This is a genomic window from Pseudaquabacterium rugosum (assembly GCF_038066575.1).
Classification (GTDB): domain Bacteria; phylum Pseudomonadota; class Gammaproteobacteria; order Burkholderiales; family Burkholderiaceae_C; genus Pseudaquabacterium; species Pseudaquabacterium rugosum.
The window spans coordinates 267374-284923 of the sequence record NZ_JBBUTF010000006.1 but is presented as its reverse complement, the minus strand read 5'-3'; the positions used below and the strand labels follow the sequence as shown (position 1 = coordinate 284923).

Below are 17550 nucleotides of genomic sequence, written 5' to 3'. Positions count from 1 at the left end.
ATGGACATGGATGGACAGATCGTCGGCGCGGCAGTGGTCTCGCACCACCCCGGCCTGATGCAATGCGAGGAGTTCCGCGTGCTGCAGGGCGCAGGCTCGGACTCCGACCTGATCCAGGGTTATGCCCGCCTGCGCGAACGCATCACGGCGGCCCGCCCCGATGTGGTGGCCATCTTCGACTCGCACTGGTTCACCACCGGCTACCACCTGGCCGACGCCGGCACCCGCTACCAGGGCAGCTACATCTCCGACGAGATGCCCTGGTATCTGCACGGCGTGCCCTATGACTACCGCGGCTGTCCGGAGCTGGCCCAGCTGATCGAGACCGTCTCGCGCGAGCGCGGCGGCTACAACCGCGCGATCGGCCACCCCGAGCTCGGCCGCCAGTACGCGACGGTCAACCTGGTCAAGCAGCTGCGCCTGGAGGCGGCCGGGCTGCCGGTGCTGTCGCTGAGCTCCTGCCAGAACTGCGAGTGGCCGCACTTCCTGAGCTCGGGCGAGGCCATCGGCGAGGCCATCCGGCGCAGCGGCCTGCGCGTCGTGCTGCTGGCCTCGGGCGCGCTCAGCCACCGCTTCAACGGCATCGACTGGCAGCCGCGCCATCCGCGCATCTTCCACGAGAGCAACGTCTCGCGGCCGGAGCACATCGAGAGCGACAAGGGCGCGATCGCGCTGATGCGCGAGGGCCGCCATGACCGCATCCTCGACCGCTGGCAGGACGAGTACCGCACCCTGCCCTGGGAAGCCTTCGGCGCGCACTACCTGCAGATGCTGGGCGCCATGGGCGGCCGCGCCTGCCGCGCACCCGGCGAGCCGCTGTGCGACTACGAGAACGCCCGCGGCACCGGCAACATCCACATCTGGTTCGACACCCAGGCCGACAGCGGAGCAGGCGCATGAACTTCGAATTTCCGCTGCGCACCCTGCCCGCCGTGATGCAGGGCCCCCGCGTCGAGCGCCGGCGCGTGCTGCTCGGCGGCAGCGCCTTCTGGGGCACGATGGTCGAGACCGGTGCCGATGCCGGCCGCCTGCGGCTGGACGACGGCCGGCTGCTGGACGCTGAATCCCAGCATTACCTGCCGCCGGTGAACCCCAGCAAGATCATCGCCGTCCACATCAGCTACGCCTCACGCAGCTTCGAGACCCGCAACAAGCCCCGGCCGACCGAGACACCGACCTACTTCACCAAGCCCGGCACCTCGCTGAACGGCCATGGCGGCCAGATCCTCAAGCCGGCCGACTGCCAGTACCTGAACTACGAGGGCGAGTACGCGGTCGTGATCTCGCGCACCTGCCGCAACGTCACGCCCGACGAGGCCTGGGACTTCATCGAGGGCTTCTGCCCGGCCCTCGACATGGGCCTGCAGGACTTCCGCGACACCGACCAGGGCAGCATGCTGCGGGTCAAGGGCGCGGACACGCTGCTGCCGATCGGCCCGGGACTCGTGCGCGGCGTCAACCTGTTCGAGCAGACGCTGCGCACGCTGGTCAACGGCCGCGTCGTGCAGGAGGCCCACATCGGCGAGGAGACGATCTGGGGCCCGCACTACGTGATCGCCGACCTCGCGCGCCACATCACGCTGCTGCCCGGCGACGTGATCCTGATGGGCACGCCCTGCCACTCGCGCAGCGTGGACCCGGGCCACACCGTCGCCTGCGAGATCACCGGCATCGGTCGCGTCAGCGGCACCGTGGTGGCCATCGACGCGCCACGGGCCGCCGCGCTCGGCGTCGGCCATGCCCCGACCGACACGCCGGAGGTGCGCCGCGTGGCCCTCGGCTTCGACGAGCGCGTGCCCCAGCGCTTCAAGGACAACCTGGCCCAGGCCAGGGCCGAGAACAGCCGCGGCTGAGTGCACGCCCGTCAGACCCACCACGAAGGACCCACCAGATGAAGGTTTGCATCATCGGCGCCGGCGCGATCGGCGGCTACATCGGCACCCGGCTGGCCGCGGCCGGCCAGGCCCAGGTCACCGCCCTGGCGCGCGGTGCCACGCTGCAGGCGCTGCGCACGCAGGGCTGGCGACTGCAGACGGCCAACGGTCTGGTTCAGGTGCCGGCGCGGGCCGTGGACCGCGCGGCGGATGCGGGGCCCCAGGACCTGGTCGTCATCGCGGTCAAGGGCCCGGCGCTGTCGGCCGTGGCGCGCGACATCGCCCCGCTGCTGGGCGCCGACACGCGGGTGCTGCCGGCGATGAACGGCGTGCCCTGGTGGTTCTGCGAAGGGCTGCCGGGCCTGGGCGAGCGCGCACTCGACAGCGTGGATCCCGGCGGCTGCATCCGCGAGGCGATCCCGCTGTCGCGCGTGCTGGGCTGTGTGGTGCACGCCAGCACCGCCTGTCCGGAGCCCGGCCTGGTGCAGCACCGGATGGGCGCCGGCCTGATCGTCGGCGAGCCCGCTGGCGGCCACTCGCCGCGCGCCCAGGCCGTGGTGGACCTGCTGGCGCAGGCCGGCTTCGACGCCACGCACTCGGCCGACATCCGCCAGGACATCTGGTACAAGCTCTGGGGCAATCTGACGATGAACCCGGTCTCCGCCCTGACCGGCGCCACCATCGACCGCGTGCTGGCCGACCCACTGGTGCGCGGCTTCTGCTCGGCGGCCATGGCCGAGGCCGCCCTCGTCGGCGAGCGCCTGGGCTGCCCGATCACGCAGACGCCGGAGGACCGCCATGCGGTCACGGCCAGGCTCGGCGCCTTCAAGAGCTCGATGCTGCAGGACGTCGAGGCCGGCCGGTCGATCGAGCTCGACAGCATCGTCACCGCCGTGCACGAGATCGCCCGGCGTCTGGGCATCGCCACGCCGAACATCGACGCGCTGCTGGGGCTGGCGCGGCTGTTCGGGCGTGTGCATGGTCTCTATCCTGAGGTGCAGGCATGACGACGCCGCCGCATCGCCCGGGCGACCCGCATCCGAACTTCATCGCCGGCGAGTGGCTGGCCGGCGACGAGGTGTCGCGCAACCTCAACCCGTCCGACACCCGCGACCTCATCGGCGCGTACGCCCGCGCCAACCGGGCCCAGGTCGAGACGGCCATCGCCGCGGCGGCGGCAGCACAGCCGCGCTGGGCCGCCACCGGCCTGCAGCAGCGCGCCGACGCGCTGGAGCGCATCGGCCAGGAGATCGCGGCCCGCCAGGCCGAGCTGGCCGACCTGCTGGCCCGCGAGGAGGGCAAGACCCTGGCGGAGGCGGCCGGCGAGGTGCTGCGTGCCGCGCACATCTTCCGTTTCTTCGCCGGTGAGGTGCTGCGCCCGGGTGGCGAGCTGCTGCCATCCACCCGGACCGGCATGGCGGTGGAGATCAGCCGCGAACCGGTCGGCGTGGTCAGCATCATCGCGCCCTGGAACTTCCCGATCGCGATCCCCGCCTGGAAGATCGCGCCCGCGCTGGCCTGGGGCAATGCGGTGGTGTTCAAGCCGGCCGATCTGGTGCCGGGCAGCGCCTGGGCGCTCGCCGAGATCATCAGCCGTGCCGGCCTGCCACCGGGCACCTTCAATCTGGTGATGGCCCGCGGCCGCGACATCGGCGACCTGCTGCTGACCGATCCGCGGGTGGCCGCCGTCAGCTTCACCGGCTCGGAGGCGACCGGTCGCAAGGTGGCGCAGGCCTGCGTCGAACGGCCCGGACCGATGGCGAAGTTCCAGCTGGAGATGGGCGGCAAGAACCCGCTGGTGGTGCTCGACGATGCCGAGCTGGACCTGGCGGTGGACTGCGCGCTGAACGGCGCCTTCCACGCCACCGGCCAACGCTGCACCGCCTCCTCGCGCCTGATCGTGACCGAAGGCATCCATGACCGCTTCGTGGAGGCGCTGGTGCAGCGCCTGAGGACGCTGACGGTCGGTGATGCCCGCAAGCCGACGACCCGCATGGGTCCGGTCGTCGACGCCAGCCAGCGCGACCAGGATCTGGCCTACATCGCCATCGCGCAGCGCGAGGGTGCGCAGCGCGCCTTCGGCGGTGAGGCGATGGACGAGGTCGACGGCCAGCCCGGCCACTACCTGCAGCCCACGCTGTTCATCGAGACGAGCAACGCCATGCGCATCAACCGCGAGGAGGTGTTCGGCCCGGTGGCCTGCGTGATCCGCGTCCGGGATGCCGAGGAGGCGCTGGCCACCGCCAACGACACGCCCTTCGGCCTGTCGGCCGGCATCGTGACGACCTCGCTGCGGCAGGCCCATCACTTCAAGCGCCAGGCCCAGGCCGGCATGGTGATGGTCAACGCCCCGACCGCCGGCGTGGATCCGCACGTGCCCTTCGGCGGTCGCAAGGCGTCGAGCTTCGGCCCGCGCGAGCAGGGCCGCCACGCGGCCGAGTTCTACACGACGGTCAAGACCAGCTACGTCCAGCCTTGAGCGCCCCCCGGCGCGCCGTCCTCTCACCCCTTTTCCCGCAGGACACGACTCATGTTCGAGCACATTCCCGCCTACCCTGGCGATCCCATCCTCAGCCTCAACGAGGACTTCCACCGCGATGCCCGCCTGGGCAAGGTGAACCTGAGCATCGGCATCTACTTCGACGCGAAGGGCCTGCTGCCGGTCCTGCGCGTCGTGCAGCACGCCGAACAGGCGCTGCAGGGTGAACGCGGCGAAGGCCCGCGCCCCTATCTGCCGATGTCCGGCATCGCCAGCTACCGTGAGGCGGTACAGGCGCTGGTGTTCGGCACCGACGGTCCCCTGCTGCGTGACGAACGCGTCGCCACCCTGCAGACGCTGGGTGGCAGCGGCGCGCTGAAGGTCGGCAGTGACTTCCTGCGCCGGCTGTTCCCTCAGTCCCAGGTCTGGATCAGCGACCCGTCCTGGGAGAACCACCGCGTGGTGTTCGAGGGCTCAGGCTTCACCGTCCACACCTATCCGTACTACGACGCGGCCACCGGTGGGCTGCAGTTCGAGGCCATGATGGCCGCCATCGCGGCGCTGCCGCCGCGCAGCATCGTGCTGCTGCACGCCTGCTGCCACAACCCGACCGGCGTCGACCTGTCGCACGAGCAATGGCTGCAACTGGCCCCGGTGCTGCGCGAACGGGAGTCCATCGCCTTCATCGACATGGCCTACCAGGGCTTCGGCGCCGGCCTGGACGACGATGCCTTCGCGGTGCGCACCCTGGCCCAGGCCGGCGTGGCCTGTGTGGTGGCCAACTCGTTCTCGAAGAATTTCTCGCTCTACGGCGAACGCTGCGGCGGACTCAGCGTGGTGTGTGCGGATGCGGACGAGGCACAGCGCGTGCAGGGCCAGCTGAACGGCACGGTGCGGGCGAACTACAGCAATCCACCCACGCACGGGGCCAAGGTGATCGCCGCGATCCTGAACGATGCCGAGCTGCGCAGGCAATGGACCACCGAGCTGAGCGACATGCGCGAACGCATCGCGGCCATGCGCCGAAGCCTGCATGCCGACCTGTCCAGCCGCATCTCCAGCCCTCGACTCGACCGTTACGTCCAGCAGCGCGGAATGTTCACCTATACCGGGCTGACGGCCGGCCAGGTCGATCGTCTGCGCATCGAGCACGGCATCTACCTGCTGCGCAGCGGCCGCCTGTGCATCGCCGGCCTGAACGCGGGCAATGTGGGCCAGGTGGCGCGGGCGATCGCGGCCGTGATGGCGACGGACCACCCATGAGCGCGCAGGTCCACCGCATCGACCCCACCGTCTTCGCGCGCTGGCCAGGCTACTGCCGCGGCATCGTGGCCGTGCGAGGGGCACGCAACGGGCCGTCCTCGCCCGCGCTGATCGAGACGCTGCGCCAGACCGAGGCCGGACTGCGCAGCCGGACGGCGGGACGAGCGGTGACCGACGTGCCGGAGATCGCGGCCTGGCGCGAGGCTTTCCGCGCCTTCGGCGCCAAGCCCGCCGAGCACCGCAGCGCGATCGAGGCCCTGAGCCGCCGCGTGCTCAGGCCCGACACCCTGCCCCACATCAACGCGCTGGTGGACATCGGCAACATCGTGTCGCTGCGGCACCTGCTGCCCGCCGGCGTCCACCCGCTTCCGGGCACGCCCACCCCGCTGGAACTGCGTCCGGCCCGCGACGGCGACCGCTTCGAGCCAGCGGACGGCGGGGACACCGAAGCGCCCCCGCCCGACGAGATCGTGTTCTGCCAGGGGTCCCAGGTGCTGACCCGCCGCTGGACCTGGCGACAGGGCGCCGGCACGCAGACGCTGCCGTCGACCTCCGCGGTCTTCTTCAACATCGACGGGCTGCCGCCCGTCACGGCCGACCGCGTCCGTCTGGCGATGCAGGACATCGTCACGCTGGTCGAGCAGGAAACAGGAGGGCAGATCGTCTGCTGCGCGGTGCTGGATGCCGCACACCCGACGCTGACCCTGTCGATCGAATCATGATGTGTCCGTGAGGTGGAAGTGAAGATCCTGGTGTCCGTGAAACGGGTGGTCGACTACAACGTCAAGGTGCGCGTCAAGAGCGACGGCACGGGCGTGGACGTCGCCAACGTGAAGATGAGCATGAACCCCTTCGACGAGATCGCCATCGAGGAGGCGGTCCGGCTGAAGGAGAAGGGCGTGGCCACCGAGGTCATCGCCGTGTCCTGCGGCGTCGCGCAGTGCCAGGAGACGCTGCGCACCGCGCTCGCCATCGGCGCCGACCGTGCCGTGCTGGTCGAGACCGATGTCGAGCTGCAGCCGCTGGCCGTGGCCAAGCTGCTCAAGGCGCTGGTCGACCAGGAGCAGCCCGGCCTCGTCATCCTCGGCAAGCAGGCCATCGATGACGACTGCAACCAGACCGGCCAGATGCTGGCCGCGCTCGCCAAGCTGCCGCAGGCCACCTTCGCCAGCAAGGTCGAGGTGGCCGATGGCGCCGTGGCCGTCACCCGCGAGATCGACGGTGGCCTGGAGACGCTCAAGCTCGCGCTGCCGGCCGTGGTCACCACCGACCTGCGCCTGAACGAGCCGCGCTACGTCACCCTGCCCAACATCATGAAGGCCAAGAAGAAGCCGCTGGCCGTGGTCAAGCCGGCGGACCTGGGCGTCGATGTCACGCCGCGCCTGAGCACGCTGTCGGTGACCGAGCCGCCCAGGCGCGGCGCCGGCATCCAGGTGCCCGACGTCGCCACGCTGGTCGACAAGCTCAAGAACGACGCCAAGGTGATCTGAACATGCCCGTCCTCGTCATTGCCGAACACGACCACGCCAGCCTGAAGCCGGCCACGCTGAACACGGTGACGGCGGCCGCGGCCTGCGGCGCCGAGGTCCACGTGCTGGTGGCCGGATCGAACGCCGGTGCCGCCGCCGCCGCGGCCGCGCAGATCGCCGGCGTGGCCCGCGTGCTGCACGCCGACGACGCCAGCCTGGCCCACGGCCTGGCCGAGAACGTCGCCGCCACCGTGTTGAGCGTCGCCCGCGACTACAGCCATGTGCTGTTCGCGGCGACCGCCGGCGGCAAGAACGCCGCCCCGCGCGTGGCCGCGCTGCTGGACGTCGCCCAGATCAGCGAGATCACCAAGGTGGTGGCCGCCGACACCTTCGAGCGCCCGATCTACGCCGGCAACGCGATCGCCACCGTGCGCAGCGCGGACGCGGTCAAGGTCATCACCGTGCGCACGACGGCCTTCGACGCGGCGGCTGCCACCGGCGGCTCAGCATCGGTCCAGAGCGTGAACGCGGCGACCGCCGAAGCCCGCTCGGCCTGGGTCAGCGCCGAGCTGGCCAAGAGCGACCGGCCCGAGCTGACGGCCGCCAAGGTCATCGTCTCCGGTGGTCGGGCGCTGGGCTCCAGCGAGCAGTTCAACGCCGTGCTCACGCCGCTGGCCGACAAGCTGGGCGCCGCACTCGGCGCCAGCCGGGCGGCGGTGGATGCCGGTTATGCGCCCAACGACTGGCAGGTCGGCCAGACCGGCAAGGTCGTCGCCCCGCAGCTCTACGTGGCCGCCGGCATCTCCGGCGCCATCCAGCACCTGGCCGGCATGAAGGACTCCAAGGTGATCGTCGCGATCAACAAGGATCCCGAGGCGCCGATCTTCAGCGTCGCCGACTACGGGCTGCAGGCCGATCTCTTCGCCGCGCTGCCGGAGCTGACGCGGCAGCTGCCGTAGACCCGGGCACGCCCCGGATAATCCACCGATGGCCTTCACCCGCTTCACCCTGCGCCAGATCGAGGCCTTCGTGGCCGTGGCCGAGGTCCACAGCTTCACCAGCGCGGCCGCGCGCCTGGGGCTGACCGCTCAGGCCGTGAGTCAGCTGGTGGGCGAGCTGGAGAACCTGCTGGGCTTCCGCCTGTTCGACCGCACGACGCGCAAGGTGCAGCTGTCGAGCGCGGGGCGGGACTTCCGCGGGCCGGCCGAATCGCTGCTGCGCCATGCCCAGGCCGCCGAGAGCGCGGCCGACGACGTGCGGCACCGGGCCTCGGGCGTGGTGCGCATCGGTGCGCCGATGGTGCTGGCCTCGGTCGTGCTGCCGCAGGCGGTGCGCGAGTTCGCGCTGCAGCGGCCCAAGGTGGTGATCCGCATCCGCGACGTGGCGGTCGACCAGCTGGTCGACGCCGTCTCCAGCGGCGACGTGGACCTCAGCATCGGCCCCGACCGGGCCACCGATGCCGATGTGTCGGCCACCTCGCTGTTCGACAGCGCCTGGGTGCTGTGGTGCGCCAAGGACCATCCGCTGGCCCGCCGCCGCACGCCGGTGCCGTGGCGCGATCTGCGCGATGTCGCCCTGGTGGCGGCCGGCCGCGACCACGAGCTGGGCGTGGCCCAGATGCGCCTGAACATGCCCGAGGGCCAGCGGGTGACGCCGGTGGACGTGGTCGACAACATCAGCACCGCACTCGGCATTGCCGCCCAGGGCCGGGCCGCGACGCTGGCGCCGGCCTATGTCGGTGAGCTGGCCCGGCTGTTCGATCTGCGCATGCAGCGCGTGGTCGAGCCGGAGACGGTGCGCAAGGTCTGCCTGTACCGGCCGCTGGCCCGCGCCGGCTCACCGGCCGCGGAGGGCTTCGCCGAGTTCCTGGCCGACTGGATGCCGCGGTGGCACCAGCAGCGCAGCACGGGCGGCCGATCGCGCCGTGCGCGCCGTCCGGCGGATCCCGCGCGCTGAGCCGGGCGCCCGGCACCTGATGTCAGGCGCTGGGTCTTCGGCATCCGGCATCGTGTGCGGGACGCGGCCATCGCGCGGACAATCGCGCGCCGGCATCCGGCCGGGCCCTGGATCACGCATGTTCTCCGACTGGTTCTCGCCCGCGCAGTGCGCGGGCTACATCGCCTTCGCGCTCGGTGTCGGCTGCTTCCTGCAGACCGATGACCGGCGCTTCAAGCTCTTCATGACCGGCGAGTGCCTGGCCTACGTGCTGCACTTCGCGCTGCTGGGCAATCCGACGGCCGTGGCCAGCTCGGTGATCTCCACCGTGCGCTCGCTGCTGGCGCTGCGCACACGGGCCTGGTGGGTGGCGGCCGCGGTGGTGGCCGCCAATCTGGGCTTCGGCCTGGCGATGGCGCAGCGCCCCGCCGACTGGCTGCCGCTGCTGGCTTCCTGCCTGGGCACGCTGGCGCTGTTCCTGCTGCAGGGCATCCCGATGCGCGTGGTGATGCTGTGCGGCACCGGCCTGTGGGTGATCAACAACCTGCTGGCCGGCTCCATCGGCGGCACCGCACTGGAGGTGGTGGTGGCGCTGGTGAACCTGCGCACCATCGTGCGGATGGTGCGGGCGCGCGGGGCGGACACGCCGGCCACCTGAGCGCGGATTCAGCCACGACGCCGCGATGCGGCCGGGACGCCGTGAGGCAGAGCGTCCCCGCAAGGCCTCAGCCCTGCGGCATCACCACGTACACCTTGCGCAGCGTCTCTTGCACATCCCACACGCCGGTGGTGTGGGCCGGGAAGAACAGGGTGTCCCCCGCGCCGATGGCCAGCGGCTGGCCGCCGGTGGGCGTGAAGGTGCAGCGGCCGGCCAGGATGTGCATGACCTCGGCCTGGGCCAGCTGGCGCTCGAAGCGGCCCGGCGTGCAGGCCCACAGGCCGGTGGCATGGCCGTCGGCGCCGGCCAGCGTCACCGCATGGCCGGACAGCGCGCACACCGGCTCGCCGATCGGGCGCAGCGGCGTGCCTTCGTCGGCCAGGCCGCCCAACTGCGCCGACTGGCGCAGCACGGTGATGCCGCCGGCCCGGATCACCGCCGGGGCCTGACCGTCCACCTCAGGCGCCTCGGCGGCGGCGCAGCGCTGCGCATCGGCCTCCACCGCATCGGCCAGCGCGGCCATGCCGTGGAAGTGATGGTCCGGCACCGTGTGTGCGCTCTCGATCGTGCCACCGGAGTCCTTCTGGCCATGGCGGCGCTCGATCCAGCAGGTGGTGATGCCCAGGCGCTTGCTGACGCCGATGTCGTGGTACTGGCTTTGCGCGACGTGCAGGTTGTCGGCCTGGCCGAAGCCCCACAGCGTCTGATAGCACCCACGGGCATAGGCGAAGTAGCGCGGATCGGGCTTCTCGCACAGCGCCTCGTCGGCGCTGATCAACAGGTCGAACGGGTCGCCCAAGGTGCGGCTGAAGTGCACCAAGGCCCAGCGTTGGGCATTCGTCATCGTGACCAGCTTGAAGCGGCGCTTGAGGCGCTGCAGCGCCGCCACCGAATCCGGGAAGGCCGGCCAGTGCGCGACCGAGTCACGGAAGCCCTGGGCCAGGGCCTCGGTGTCGGGCAGGCCGAGCTGCGGCGCGATCAGATGCCAGACCGGCACCAGATCGTCCGGATAGGCCAGCGTGCCCGGCCGCTTGCGCGCCTGACGGTAGGCGGCGAGGAAGGCGCTGTCGCTGACATCGCTGCCGGGCACGGCCTGGCGCAGGTAATCGAGCATGCCGCGCTCGAAGTCGATCAGGGTGCCGACGACGTCGAAAGTGAGGACCTTGAACTGCGTGAGGGACATGGGCGTTCGCAACGGAGGTGGGACGGTGAAGGCGGGGCGGCACACCGTCGGGCGGCGGCAGGCCGTGGCCTGCGCGGCCACCGCCGGCGCGATGCACACAGCTTAGGTCGGGCCCCGGCCGGCCGCGTTGCGAAGCGGGCCGGGCGGACCGCAGGGTGATCTGTTCGGGGCGGGGGGATCGGCAGGATCTGCCGCTGCCGACCTCAGGGTCCACCCTCAAACCCCGGGAAAGTCCTGCCCTCGGCGGCCGGCGATGTCCGCCACGGACAAGGCCGATGTCCGCCCTGGACAGGCCCGGAACGGGCCGCTTCCTAGACTGGCTGCACACGCGGACCGGCCCCGAGCCGGCACCCCGCGCCCCCTTTCAGCCACGCCCCGGAGCGGACCCTGCGGCCATGACCTTCCGACCCGATCTGTACGACGGCAAGACCGCGGTGGTCAGCGGCGGCGCATCAGGCATCGGCGCGGCCACCGCGCGCTGCCTGGCCGAGCTGGGCGCACACGTCACCGTGCTGGGTGCGGCGGCAGACGTCGATGACGAGGTGCTGGCCCATCCCCGCATCGCGCACCGGCCGATCGACCTGCGCGACGGCGAGGCTGCCGCGCGCCTGCTCGATGCGCTGCCCGGGCTCGATCTGCTGGTCAATGCCGCGCTGCTGAGCCTGGGCCGCGACGAGTACCTGCCGAATGCCTTCGCGCAGGTGATGGCCCTCAATCTGGGCACCACGATGCAGATGTGCACCCGCGCACTGCCGGCGCTGGCCCAGCGCAGTGGCGCGGTGGTCAACCTGCTGAGCACCGGCGGCGCCCATGACGGTGCCGACCGGCCGGCCCTGGCCGCCAGCCAGGGCGCCCTGGTGCAGCTGACGCGCACGCTGGCCCGCGCCTGGGCCCCGGTGGGCGTGCGGGTGAACGCCGTGGCCGCCGGCTGCGTGCAGGACCCGCTGATGGCCCCGGTGCTGGCCGATGCCGCGGCCAGCGCCCGCGCGATGCGCGCCACCCCGCTCGGCCGCTGGGGCCGGGCGCAGGAGGTGGCGCAGGTGATCACCTTTCTCGGCGCCCCCGGCGCCAGCTTCGTGACCGGCGCCGTGGTGCCGGTCGACGGCGGCCAGCACACCGGCTGAAGACCGGACGGCCCGAAACCCAACGCCGCACCCAGGCGGCCTCCAGGAGACGACGATGAGCGACACGCAACCCGACGACACCGTGACCGACCGCCCCGCCAGCGCCGAGCCCACCCGCCGCACGCTGCTGCAGGCCTTCGCCGGCGGCACGCTGACGGCGGCAGCCGCCGGCTTTCCCGGCCTGGCCGCGGCCCAGGGCAAGACCATCCGCATCGGCTACATCAGCCCGCTGACCGGCCCGCAGGCGCCCTTCGGCGAGACCGACAAGTACACCGTCGCCAGGATCCAGGCGCTGCTCAAGGACGGGCTGACGGTCAACGGCCAGAAGTACGCGGTCGAGATCCTGGTGCGCGACAACCAGTCCAGCCCCAACAAGGCGGCCGAGCTGGCGGGCAACCTGATCCTCAACGAGAAGATCCACCTGATGCTGCCGGCCAGCACCACGGACGCGATCAACCCGGTCAGCGACCAGTGCGAGCTGCACGGCGTGCCCTGCATCTCCAGCCAGGCGCCGTGGCAGAGCTTCGTCTTCCCGCGTGGCGGCTCGGCCGAGAAGCCGTTCAAGTGGACCTACCACTTCTTCTGGGGACTGGAGGACGTGCTGGCCAGCTTCACCGGCATGTGGAACTCGGTGCAGACCAACCGCAAGGTGGGCATGCTGTTCCCGCGCAATGCCGATGGCGAGGCCTGGGGCAACAAGGAATGGGGCCTGCCGCCGGCCGTCACCAAGGCGAAGTTCGAGACCGTCATCCCGAGCAGCTTCCAGCCGCTGACCAACGACTTCAGCGCCCAGATCTCGGCCTTCAAGAAGGCCGGCTGCGACATCGTCGGCGGCATCAGCTATCCGGTCGACCTCAAGACCTTCATCACCCAGTGCCGCCAGCAGCAGTACCGGCCGAAGATCGTGACGGTGGCCGCGGCGCTGCTGTTCCCCTCGGGTGTCGAGGCGATGGGCGCGCTCGGCGAGGGCATGAGCACCGAGGTGTGGTGGACACCGGCCTTCCCGTTCAAGAGCTCGCTGACCGGCGAGACGGGCGCGAAGATGGCCGCCGACTGGGAGGCCACGACGAAGAAGCAGTGGACACAGCCCATCGGTTATGCCCATGCGCTGTGGGAGGTGGCGCTCGACGTGCTCAAGCGCGCCAAGGATCCGCTGAGCCGCGACGCCATCCGCCAGGCCATCACCGAGACCAACCTGACGACGATGGCCGGCCCGATCCGCTTCAAGGACGGCCCGACGCCCAACATCTGCAAGACGCCGATCGTCGGCGGCCAGTGGGTCAAGGGCGCGAAGCACAAGTACGACCTGCGCATCGTCGACAACAGCGCCAGCAAGCTGGTGCCGGTCGAGGGCAAGCTGGCGCTGATCGGCGCCCCGGCCTGAACGCCCCATCCGAACGGAGTGCGGTCCACCATGGCCCAGGCCCCCGAAACCCCGCTGCTGCGCGCGCGCGGACTGTGCAAGTCCTACGGCGCGGTGCAGGTGATCCATGACGTCGATCTTGAGGTGCGTCCCGGTGAGGTGCTGGGCGTGCTCGGTCCCAACGGCGCGGGCAAGACCACGCTGTTCAACCTGATCAGCGGCGATGTGCGGCCCGATGCCGGCACGCTGGCCTTCGAGGGCCGCACCCTGGACGGCCAGCGCCCGTTCGAGCGCTGCCGGCTGGGCATCGGCCGCACCTACCAGGTGCCGCGCCCCTATGGCGGCATGACGGTGTTCGAGAACCTGCTGGTGGCCGCGATGTTCGGCGGCCGGCAGGCCGAGGCGGCGGCCAATGCCCGCTGCGCCCGCATCCTGGAGGACTGCGGCCTGGGCCCGAAGGCCAACCAGTTGGCCGGCGGATTGCCGCTGCTCGACCGCAAGCGGCTGGAGCTGGCCCGTGCGTTGGCCAGCGGGCCGCGCCTGCTGCTGCTCGACGAGATCGCCGGTGGGTTGACCGACGAGGAATCGCGCCTGCTGGTCGGCCTGGTGCGCCGCATCCGCGAGCAGCAGGTGACGGTGGTCTGGATCGAGCACGTGCTGCACGCGCTGATGGCGGTGGCCGACCGCCTGGTGGTGCTGAACTTCGGCGAGAAGATCGCCGACGGCCTGCCCGCCGACGTGATGGCCCAGGCCGACGTGCGGCGCGTCTACATGGGGATCGAGGCATGAGCACGCTGTTGTCCACCCAGGGCCTGGTCGCGCGCTACGGCGATTTCCAGGCCCTGTTCGGTCTCGACCTGCAGGTGGCCGCCGGCGAGGTGGTGGCGCTGATCGGCGCCAACGGCGCCGGCAAGAGCACCCTGTTGCGCAGCCTGTGTGGCCTGCTGCCGGTGGCCCCCGGCATGGTGCGGCTGGACGGCCAGGACGTCGGCGGCCAGGCCCCGCACGAGATGGTGCGCCGAGGTGTCGCCCTGGTGCCCGAGGGCCGGCGCCTGTTCGCCGGCATGACGGTCGAGGACAACCTGCGCGTGGCCATCGACCAGGCGCGCAAGCTGAGGGTCCGGGCCCACGGCGAGGCCTGGACACTGGAGCGGCTGCACGCACTGTTTCCGGCCCTGGCCAGCAAGGCGAGGGTGCCGGTGGAATCGCTGTCCGGCGGCCAGCAGCAGATGGTGGCCATCGGCCGCGCGCTGCTGCTGCAGCCGCGCCTGCTGCTGTGCGACGAGCTGTCGCTGGGCCTGGCCCCGCTGGTGATCCGCGAGATCTATGCGGCGCTGCCGGGCATCGCCGCCGCTGGCACCGCCATCGTCGTCGTCGAGCAGGACGTGGCGCTGGCCCAGCGCGCCTCGCAGCGCCTGTACTGCCTGCTGGAGGGCCGCATCACGCTGCAGGGCGCCTCGGCCGCGATCCCGCGCGAGGCCATCGCCCAGGCCTACTTCGGCACCACCGATCACGGAGCCCACCATGCAATGGCTTGATGCCCTGGTCCAGGGCCTGCTGCTGGGCGGCACCTATGCCCAGTACGCGCTCGGCATGGCGCTGATGTTCGGCGTCATGCGCATCGTCAACACCGCGCACGGCGACATGGTGATGCTGCTGGCGCTGCTGGGCATCACGCTGGCCGCCGGCTTCGGCCTCGGCCCGGGTGCGGTGGTGGCGCTGCTGGTGCCCATCGCCGCGGTGGCGGGCCTGCTGCTGCAGCGTCTGCTGCTCGACCGCGTGCTGGGCAGCGATCCGCTGCCCTCGCTGATCGCCACCTTCGGCCTGTCGATCGCGCTGCAGAACGCGATGCTGCAGATCTGGTCGGCCGACACCCGCTCGCTGCCCGGCGACGGGCTGGAGGCCGAGAGCCTGGCCGTCGGCCCGCTGTACGTCGGCATGCTGCCGCTGCTGATCTTCGTCGCCGCACTGCTGATGAGCGCCGGGCTGGACCTGAGCCTGCGTCTGACCGCTTTCGGCCGCGCCCTGCGCGCCGCCGCAGCCGATCCGGAGGCCGCGGCCCTCACCGGGCTGGACACGCGGCGCGTCTACGCGGTGGCCACCGCCATCGCGGTCGGCCTGCTGGGGGTGGCGGCCGTCGGCCAGTCGCTGCGGGCCACCGTCTCGCCGTCGGACGGGCCGGCGCAGCTGATCTACGCCTTCGAGGCCGTGATCATCGGCGGCATGGGCTCGGTCTGGGGCGCCTTCCTGGGCGCGATGGTGCTGGGCGTGGCCCAGGCCATCGGCTTCCGGCTGGACGCGGGCTGGGGCGTGCTGGCCGGCCACCTGGTCTTCCTCGCCGTGCTGGCGCTGCGGCCGCAGGGCCTGATGGCGCGGCGGGCCTGAGCACGGGCCAGCGGCCGCCCTCGCCAACCCAACTCCAATTCTCAGGAGACATCGTCCGATGACCCCGAACGTCGTCACCGCCGCCCTCGCCACCGTGGAGCCGGCAACGCCGGCGCCGTCCGGCCCACCGACACCGGCCACACGCCCCGGGCCTGTCGGCACGCCCGCGGCCGGCCCCGTCGTCGAGCGCCACACCCGCTCCAGCCGCATCGGCGGCACCCTGGCCGTCACCGCGCTGCTGGTCATGCTCAGCCTGCCCTGGTGGGCCGATGCCGGGCTGATGCGCTCGGTGGTGGAGCTGGCCTGCTACATCGCGCTGGCCCAGATGTGGAACCTGCTGGCCGGCTATGGCGGCATGGTCTCGGTCGGCCAGCAGGCCTTCATCGGGTTGGGCGGCTACGCGCTGTTCGTGCTGTCCGAGCGTGCCGGGCTCGATCCCTTCCTGGCCGCACCGCTGGCCCTGCTGCTGCCGCTGCTGGTGGCCGTGCCGGCCCATGCGCTGCTGCACCGTCTGGACGGCCCCTACTTCTCGATCGGCACCTGGGTGGTGGCCGAGGTGCTGCGGCTGTGGACCTCGACCCAGGACGCGGTGGGCAGCGGCTCGGGCATGACGCTGCGCGCGATGGCACAGCACGAGGCCGGCACCCGCGAGCTGGGCACCGTGTGGCTGGCCGCCGCGATGCTGGTGCTGACGGTGGGCGGCAGCCTCTGGCTGCTGCGCTCACGCCACGGTCTGGCGCTGACGGCGCTGCGCGACAACCCGGTGGCAGCCGCCAGCCAGGGTGTCGACGTGCGGCGCCTGCGCCTGCTGATCTGGCTGGCTGCCGCCGTGGGCACCGGTCTGGTCGGCGTCGTCTACTACCTCAGCGCGCTGCGCATCTCGCCGGCCGCGGCCTACGACGTCAACTGGTCGTCGATCTGCATCTTCATCGTGATGGTCGGCGGCATCGGCTCGATCGAGGGGCCGCTGATCGGCGCCGTCCTGTACTTCGCGGCCGACCGCCTGTTCGGCCAGTACGGCGCCACCTACATGGTTGCGCTCGGCCTGATGACGATCGCCGTCGCGCTGTTCGCGCCCAAGGGCCTGTGGGGGCTGTGGAGCCGGCGCGTCGACGCGCCCTGGTTCGCCCTGCGCAGGCGCCTGCGGCGCGGCGACGACGCGGCCTGAGCCGCCCCGCGCCCGGGTCGCCCGCCCACCGTTGCGCCCACTGTTGCGCCCATTCGACCCCGACCGTCCGCCCCTGAGGCGGCCCACCACCTGAGGAGACAACACCATGACCACGATGACCCCGCCGCGCCGCCACCCCGGCATCGTCACCCTGCCGCCCCAGCCCCACGAGGCCATCGTCCAGGAGTACGCGCTCGAAGGCGGCTTCATCGGCGCCAGCGAGGCCGATTCGCCCTGGGTGCCCTTCGGCGAGAGCGCGGCCATCCGCCATCTGGCCTTCGACGTGCGCCAGGGCATGGCCGCCAACATCCTGTGGGTCAAGGGCGGCGGGCGCATCGGCACCCACCGCCACCGCGGCCACGTCTCGGCCGTCACCCTGGAAGGCAGCTGGGGCTACTACGAGTACGACTGGATCGCCACCCCCGGCAGCTTCGTCTACGAGACCCCGGGCACGCACCACACGCTGTACTCGGACGATCCGAACGGCATGAAGGCGATGTTCTGGCTCAACGGCCCGATCGAGTTCTTCGACGATCAGGGGAAGTATCTGGAAACGGTGGACGTGTTCTGGTTCATCAACCACTACGTGACCCACTGCCGCGAGCACGGCCTGCCGATCAACCAGGCGCTGTTCATCTGAGCCGGAGCC

At 71.5% G+C, this 17550-nt stretch carries 18 protein-coding genes and 1 pseudogene; 17 read left to right on the top strand and 2 right to left on the bottom strand.

Translation table 11 applies throughout. The features are described from left to right. The 10 genes from AACH11_RS08635 (at window position 1) to AACH11_RS08590 (ending at window position 9678) form a co-directional block, all read left to right on the top strand. On the top strand, window positions 1–900 hold the full coding sequence (locus tag AACH11_RS08635; protein ID WP_341373808.1) for a DODA-type extradiol aromatic ring-opening family dioxygenase: 900 nt from the start codon (window positions 1–3) through the stop codon (window positions 898–900). Continuing rightward, a complete protein-coding gene (locus tag AACH11_RS08630) occupies window positions 897–1853 on the top strand; it encodes a fumarylacetoacetate hydrolase family protein (RefSeq protein ID WP_341373807.1) in 957 nt (318 codons plus the stop codon). Before AACH11_RS08635 ends, AACH11_RS08630 begins: the two co-directional genes overlap by 4 nt. 38 nt (window positions 1854–1891) lie before the next feature. Next, window positions 1892–2881, top strand: coding sequence for a 2-dehydropantoate 2-reductase (locus tag AACH11_RS08625; RefSeq protein ID WP_341373806.1), 990 nt, complete (start codon window positions 1892–1894; stop codon window positions 2879–2881). Further along, window positions 2878–4353: an aldehyde dehydrogenase family protein gene (locus AACH11_RS08620; RefSeq protein ID WP_341373805.1), complete on the top strand. Its 1476-nt coding sequence runs from the start codon at window positions 2878–2880 to the stop codon at window positions 4351–4353. Before AACH11_RS08625 ends, AACH11_RS08620 begins: the two co-directional genes overlap by 4 nt. 51 nt (window positions 4354–4404) lie before the next feature. Further along, entirely contained in the window at window positions 4405–5616 is a 1212-nt protein-coding gene (locus AACH11_RS08615; protein ID WP_341373804.1) for an amino acid aminotransferase, read from the top strand. Beyond that, the gene (locus AACH11_RS08610) at window positions 5613–6338 is read left to right on the top strand and encodes a B3/B4 domain-containing protein (protein WP_341373803.1); all 726 of its coding nucleotides are present in this window, start codon (window positions 5613–5615) and stop codon (window positions 6336–6338) included. The genes AACH11_RS08615 and AACH11_RS08610 overlap by 4 nt, the downstream gene beginning before the upstream one ends. Before the next feature lie 18 nt (window positions 6339–6356). Continuing rightward, window positions 6357–7106, top strand: a complete 750-nt coding sequence (locus AACH11_RS08605) for an electron transfer flavoprotein subunit beta/FixA family protein (RefSeq protein ID WP_341373849.1) — start codon at window positions 6357–6359, stop codon at window positions 7104–7106. Window positions 7107–7108: 2 nt separating this feature from the next. Beyond that, window positions 7109–8044 (top strand): electron transfer flavoprotein subunit alpha/FixB family protein, encoded by a 936-nt coding sequence (locus AACH11_RS08600; RefSeq protein WP_341373802.1) that lies wholly within the window; start codon window positions 7109–7111, stop codon window positions 8042–8044. A gap of 28 nt (window positions 8045–8072) precedes the next feature. After that, window positions 8073–9041 carry a LysR family transcriptional regulator gene (locus AACH11_RS08595; protein WP_341373801.1) on the top strand — a complete coding sequence of 323 codons (969 nt, stop codon included), beginning with the start codon at window positions 8073–8075 and terminating at the stop codon, window positions 9039–9041. A 118-nt stretch (window positions 9042–9159) separates the two neighbouring features. Continuing rightward, window positions 9160–9678 (top strand): YgjV family protein, encoded by a 519-nt coding sequence (locus AACH11_RS08590; protein ID WP_341373800.1) that lies wholly within the window; start codon window positions 9160–9162, stop codon window positions 9676–9678. 67 nt (window positions 9679–9745) lie between these two features. On the opposite strand, the gene AACH11_RS08585 is transcribed toward AACH11_RS08590, so the two are convergent. Beyond that, on the bottom strand, window positions 9746–10096 hold the full coding sequence (locus tag AACH11_RS08585; protein ID WP_341373848.1) for a cupin domain-containing protein: 351 nt from the start codon (window positions 10094–10096) through the stop codon (window positions 9746–9748). 75 nt (window positions 10097–10171) lie between these two features. Beyond that, a pseudogene (locus tag AACH11_RS08580) lies at window positions 10172–10861 on the bottom strand (HAD-IA family hydrolase); the annotation flags it as partial. Window positions 10862–11256: 395 nt separating this feature from the next. Here AACH11_RS08580 and AACH11_RS08575 point away from each other — a divergent pair. From AACH11_RS08575 to AACH11_RS08545, 7 genes are all read left to right on the top strand, one after another. Continuing rightward, the gene (locus AACH11_RS08575) at window positions 11257–11985 is read left to right on the top strand and encodes an SDR family NAD(P)-dependent oxidoreductase (protein WP_341373799.1); all 729 of its coding nucleotides are present in this window, start codon (window positions 11257–11259) and stop codon (window positions 11983–11985) included. Window positions 11986–12040: 55 nt separating this feature from the next. After that, the gene (locus tag AACH11_RS08570) at window positions 12041–13369 is read left to right on the top strand and encodes an ABC transporter substrate-binding protein (protein WP_341373798.1); all 1329 of its coding nucleotides are present in this window, start codon (window positions 12041–12043) and stop codon (window positions 13367–13369) included. 30 nt (window positions 13370–13399) lie between these two features. Continuing rightward, window positions 13400–14137, top strand: a complete 738-nt coding sequence (locus AACH11_RS08565; RefSeq protein WP_341373797.1) for an ABC transporter ATP-binding protein — start codon at window positions 13400–13402, stop codon at window positions 14135–14137. Then, entirely contained in the window at window positions 14134–14886 is a 753-nt protein-coding gene (locus AACH11_RS08560) for an ABC transporter ATP-binding protein (RefSeq protein WP_341373796.1), read from the top strand. Before AACH11_RS08565 ends, AACH11_RS08560 begins: the two co-directional genes overlap by 4 nt. Beyond that, complete coding sequence (locus AACH11_RS08555; protein WP_341373795.1) at window positions 14873–15733, top strand: branched-chain amino acid ABC transporter permease; 861 nt, start codon at window positions 14873–14875, stop codon at window positions 15731–15733. The genes AACH11_RS08560 and AACH11_RS08555 overlap by 14 nt, the downstream gene beginning before the upstream one ends. Before the next feature lie 58 nt (window positions 15734–15791). Continuing rightward, the gene (locus tag AACH11_RS08550; RefSeq protein ID WP_341373794.1) at window positions 15792–16901 is read left to right on the top strand and encodes a branched-chain amino acid ABC transporter permease; all 1110 of its coding nucleotides are present in this window, start codon (window positions 15792–15794) and stop codon (window positions 16899–16901) included. Between the two features lie 106 nt (window positions 16902–17007). Then, window positions 17008–17541, top strand: coding sequence for a 2,4'-dihydroxyacetophenone dioxygenase family protein (locus AACH11_RS08545; RefSeq protein ID WP_341373793.1), 534 nt, complete (start codon window positions 17008–17010; stop codon window positions 17539–17541). Window positions 17542–17550: the final 9 nt, after the last annotated feature.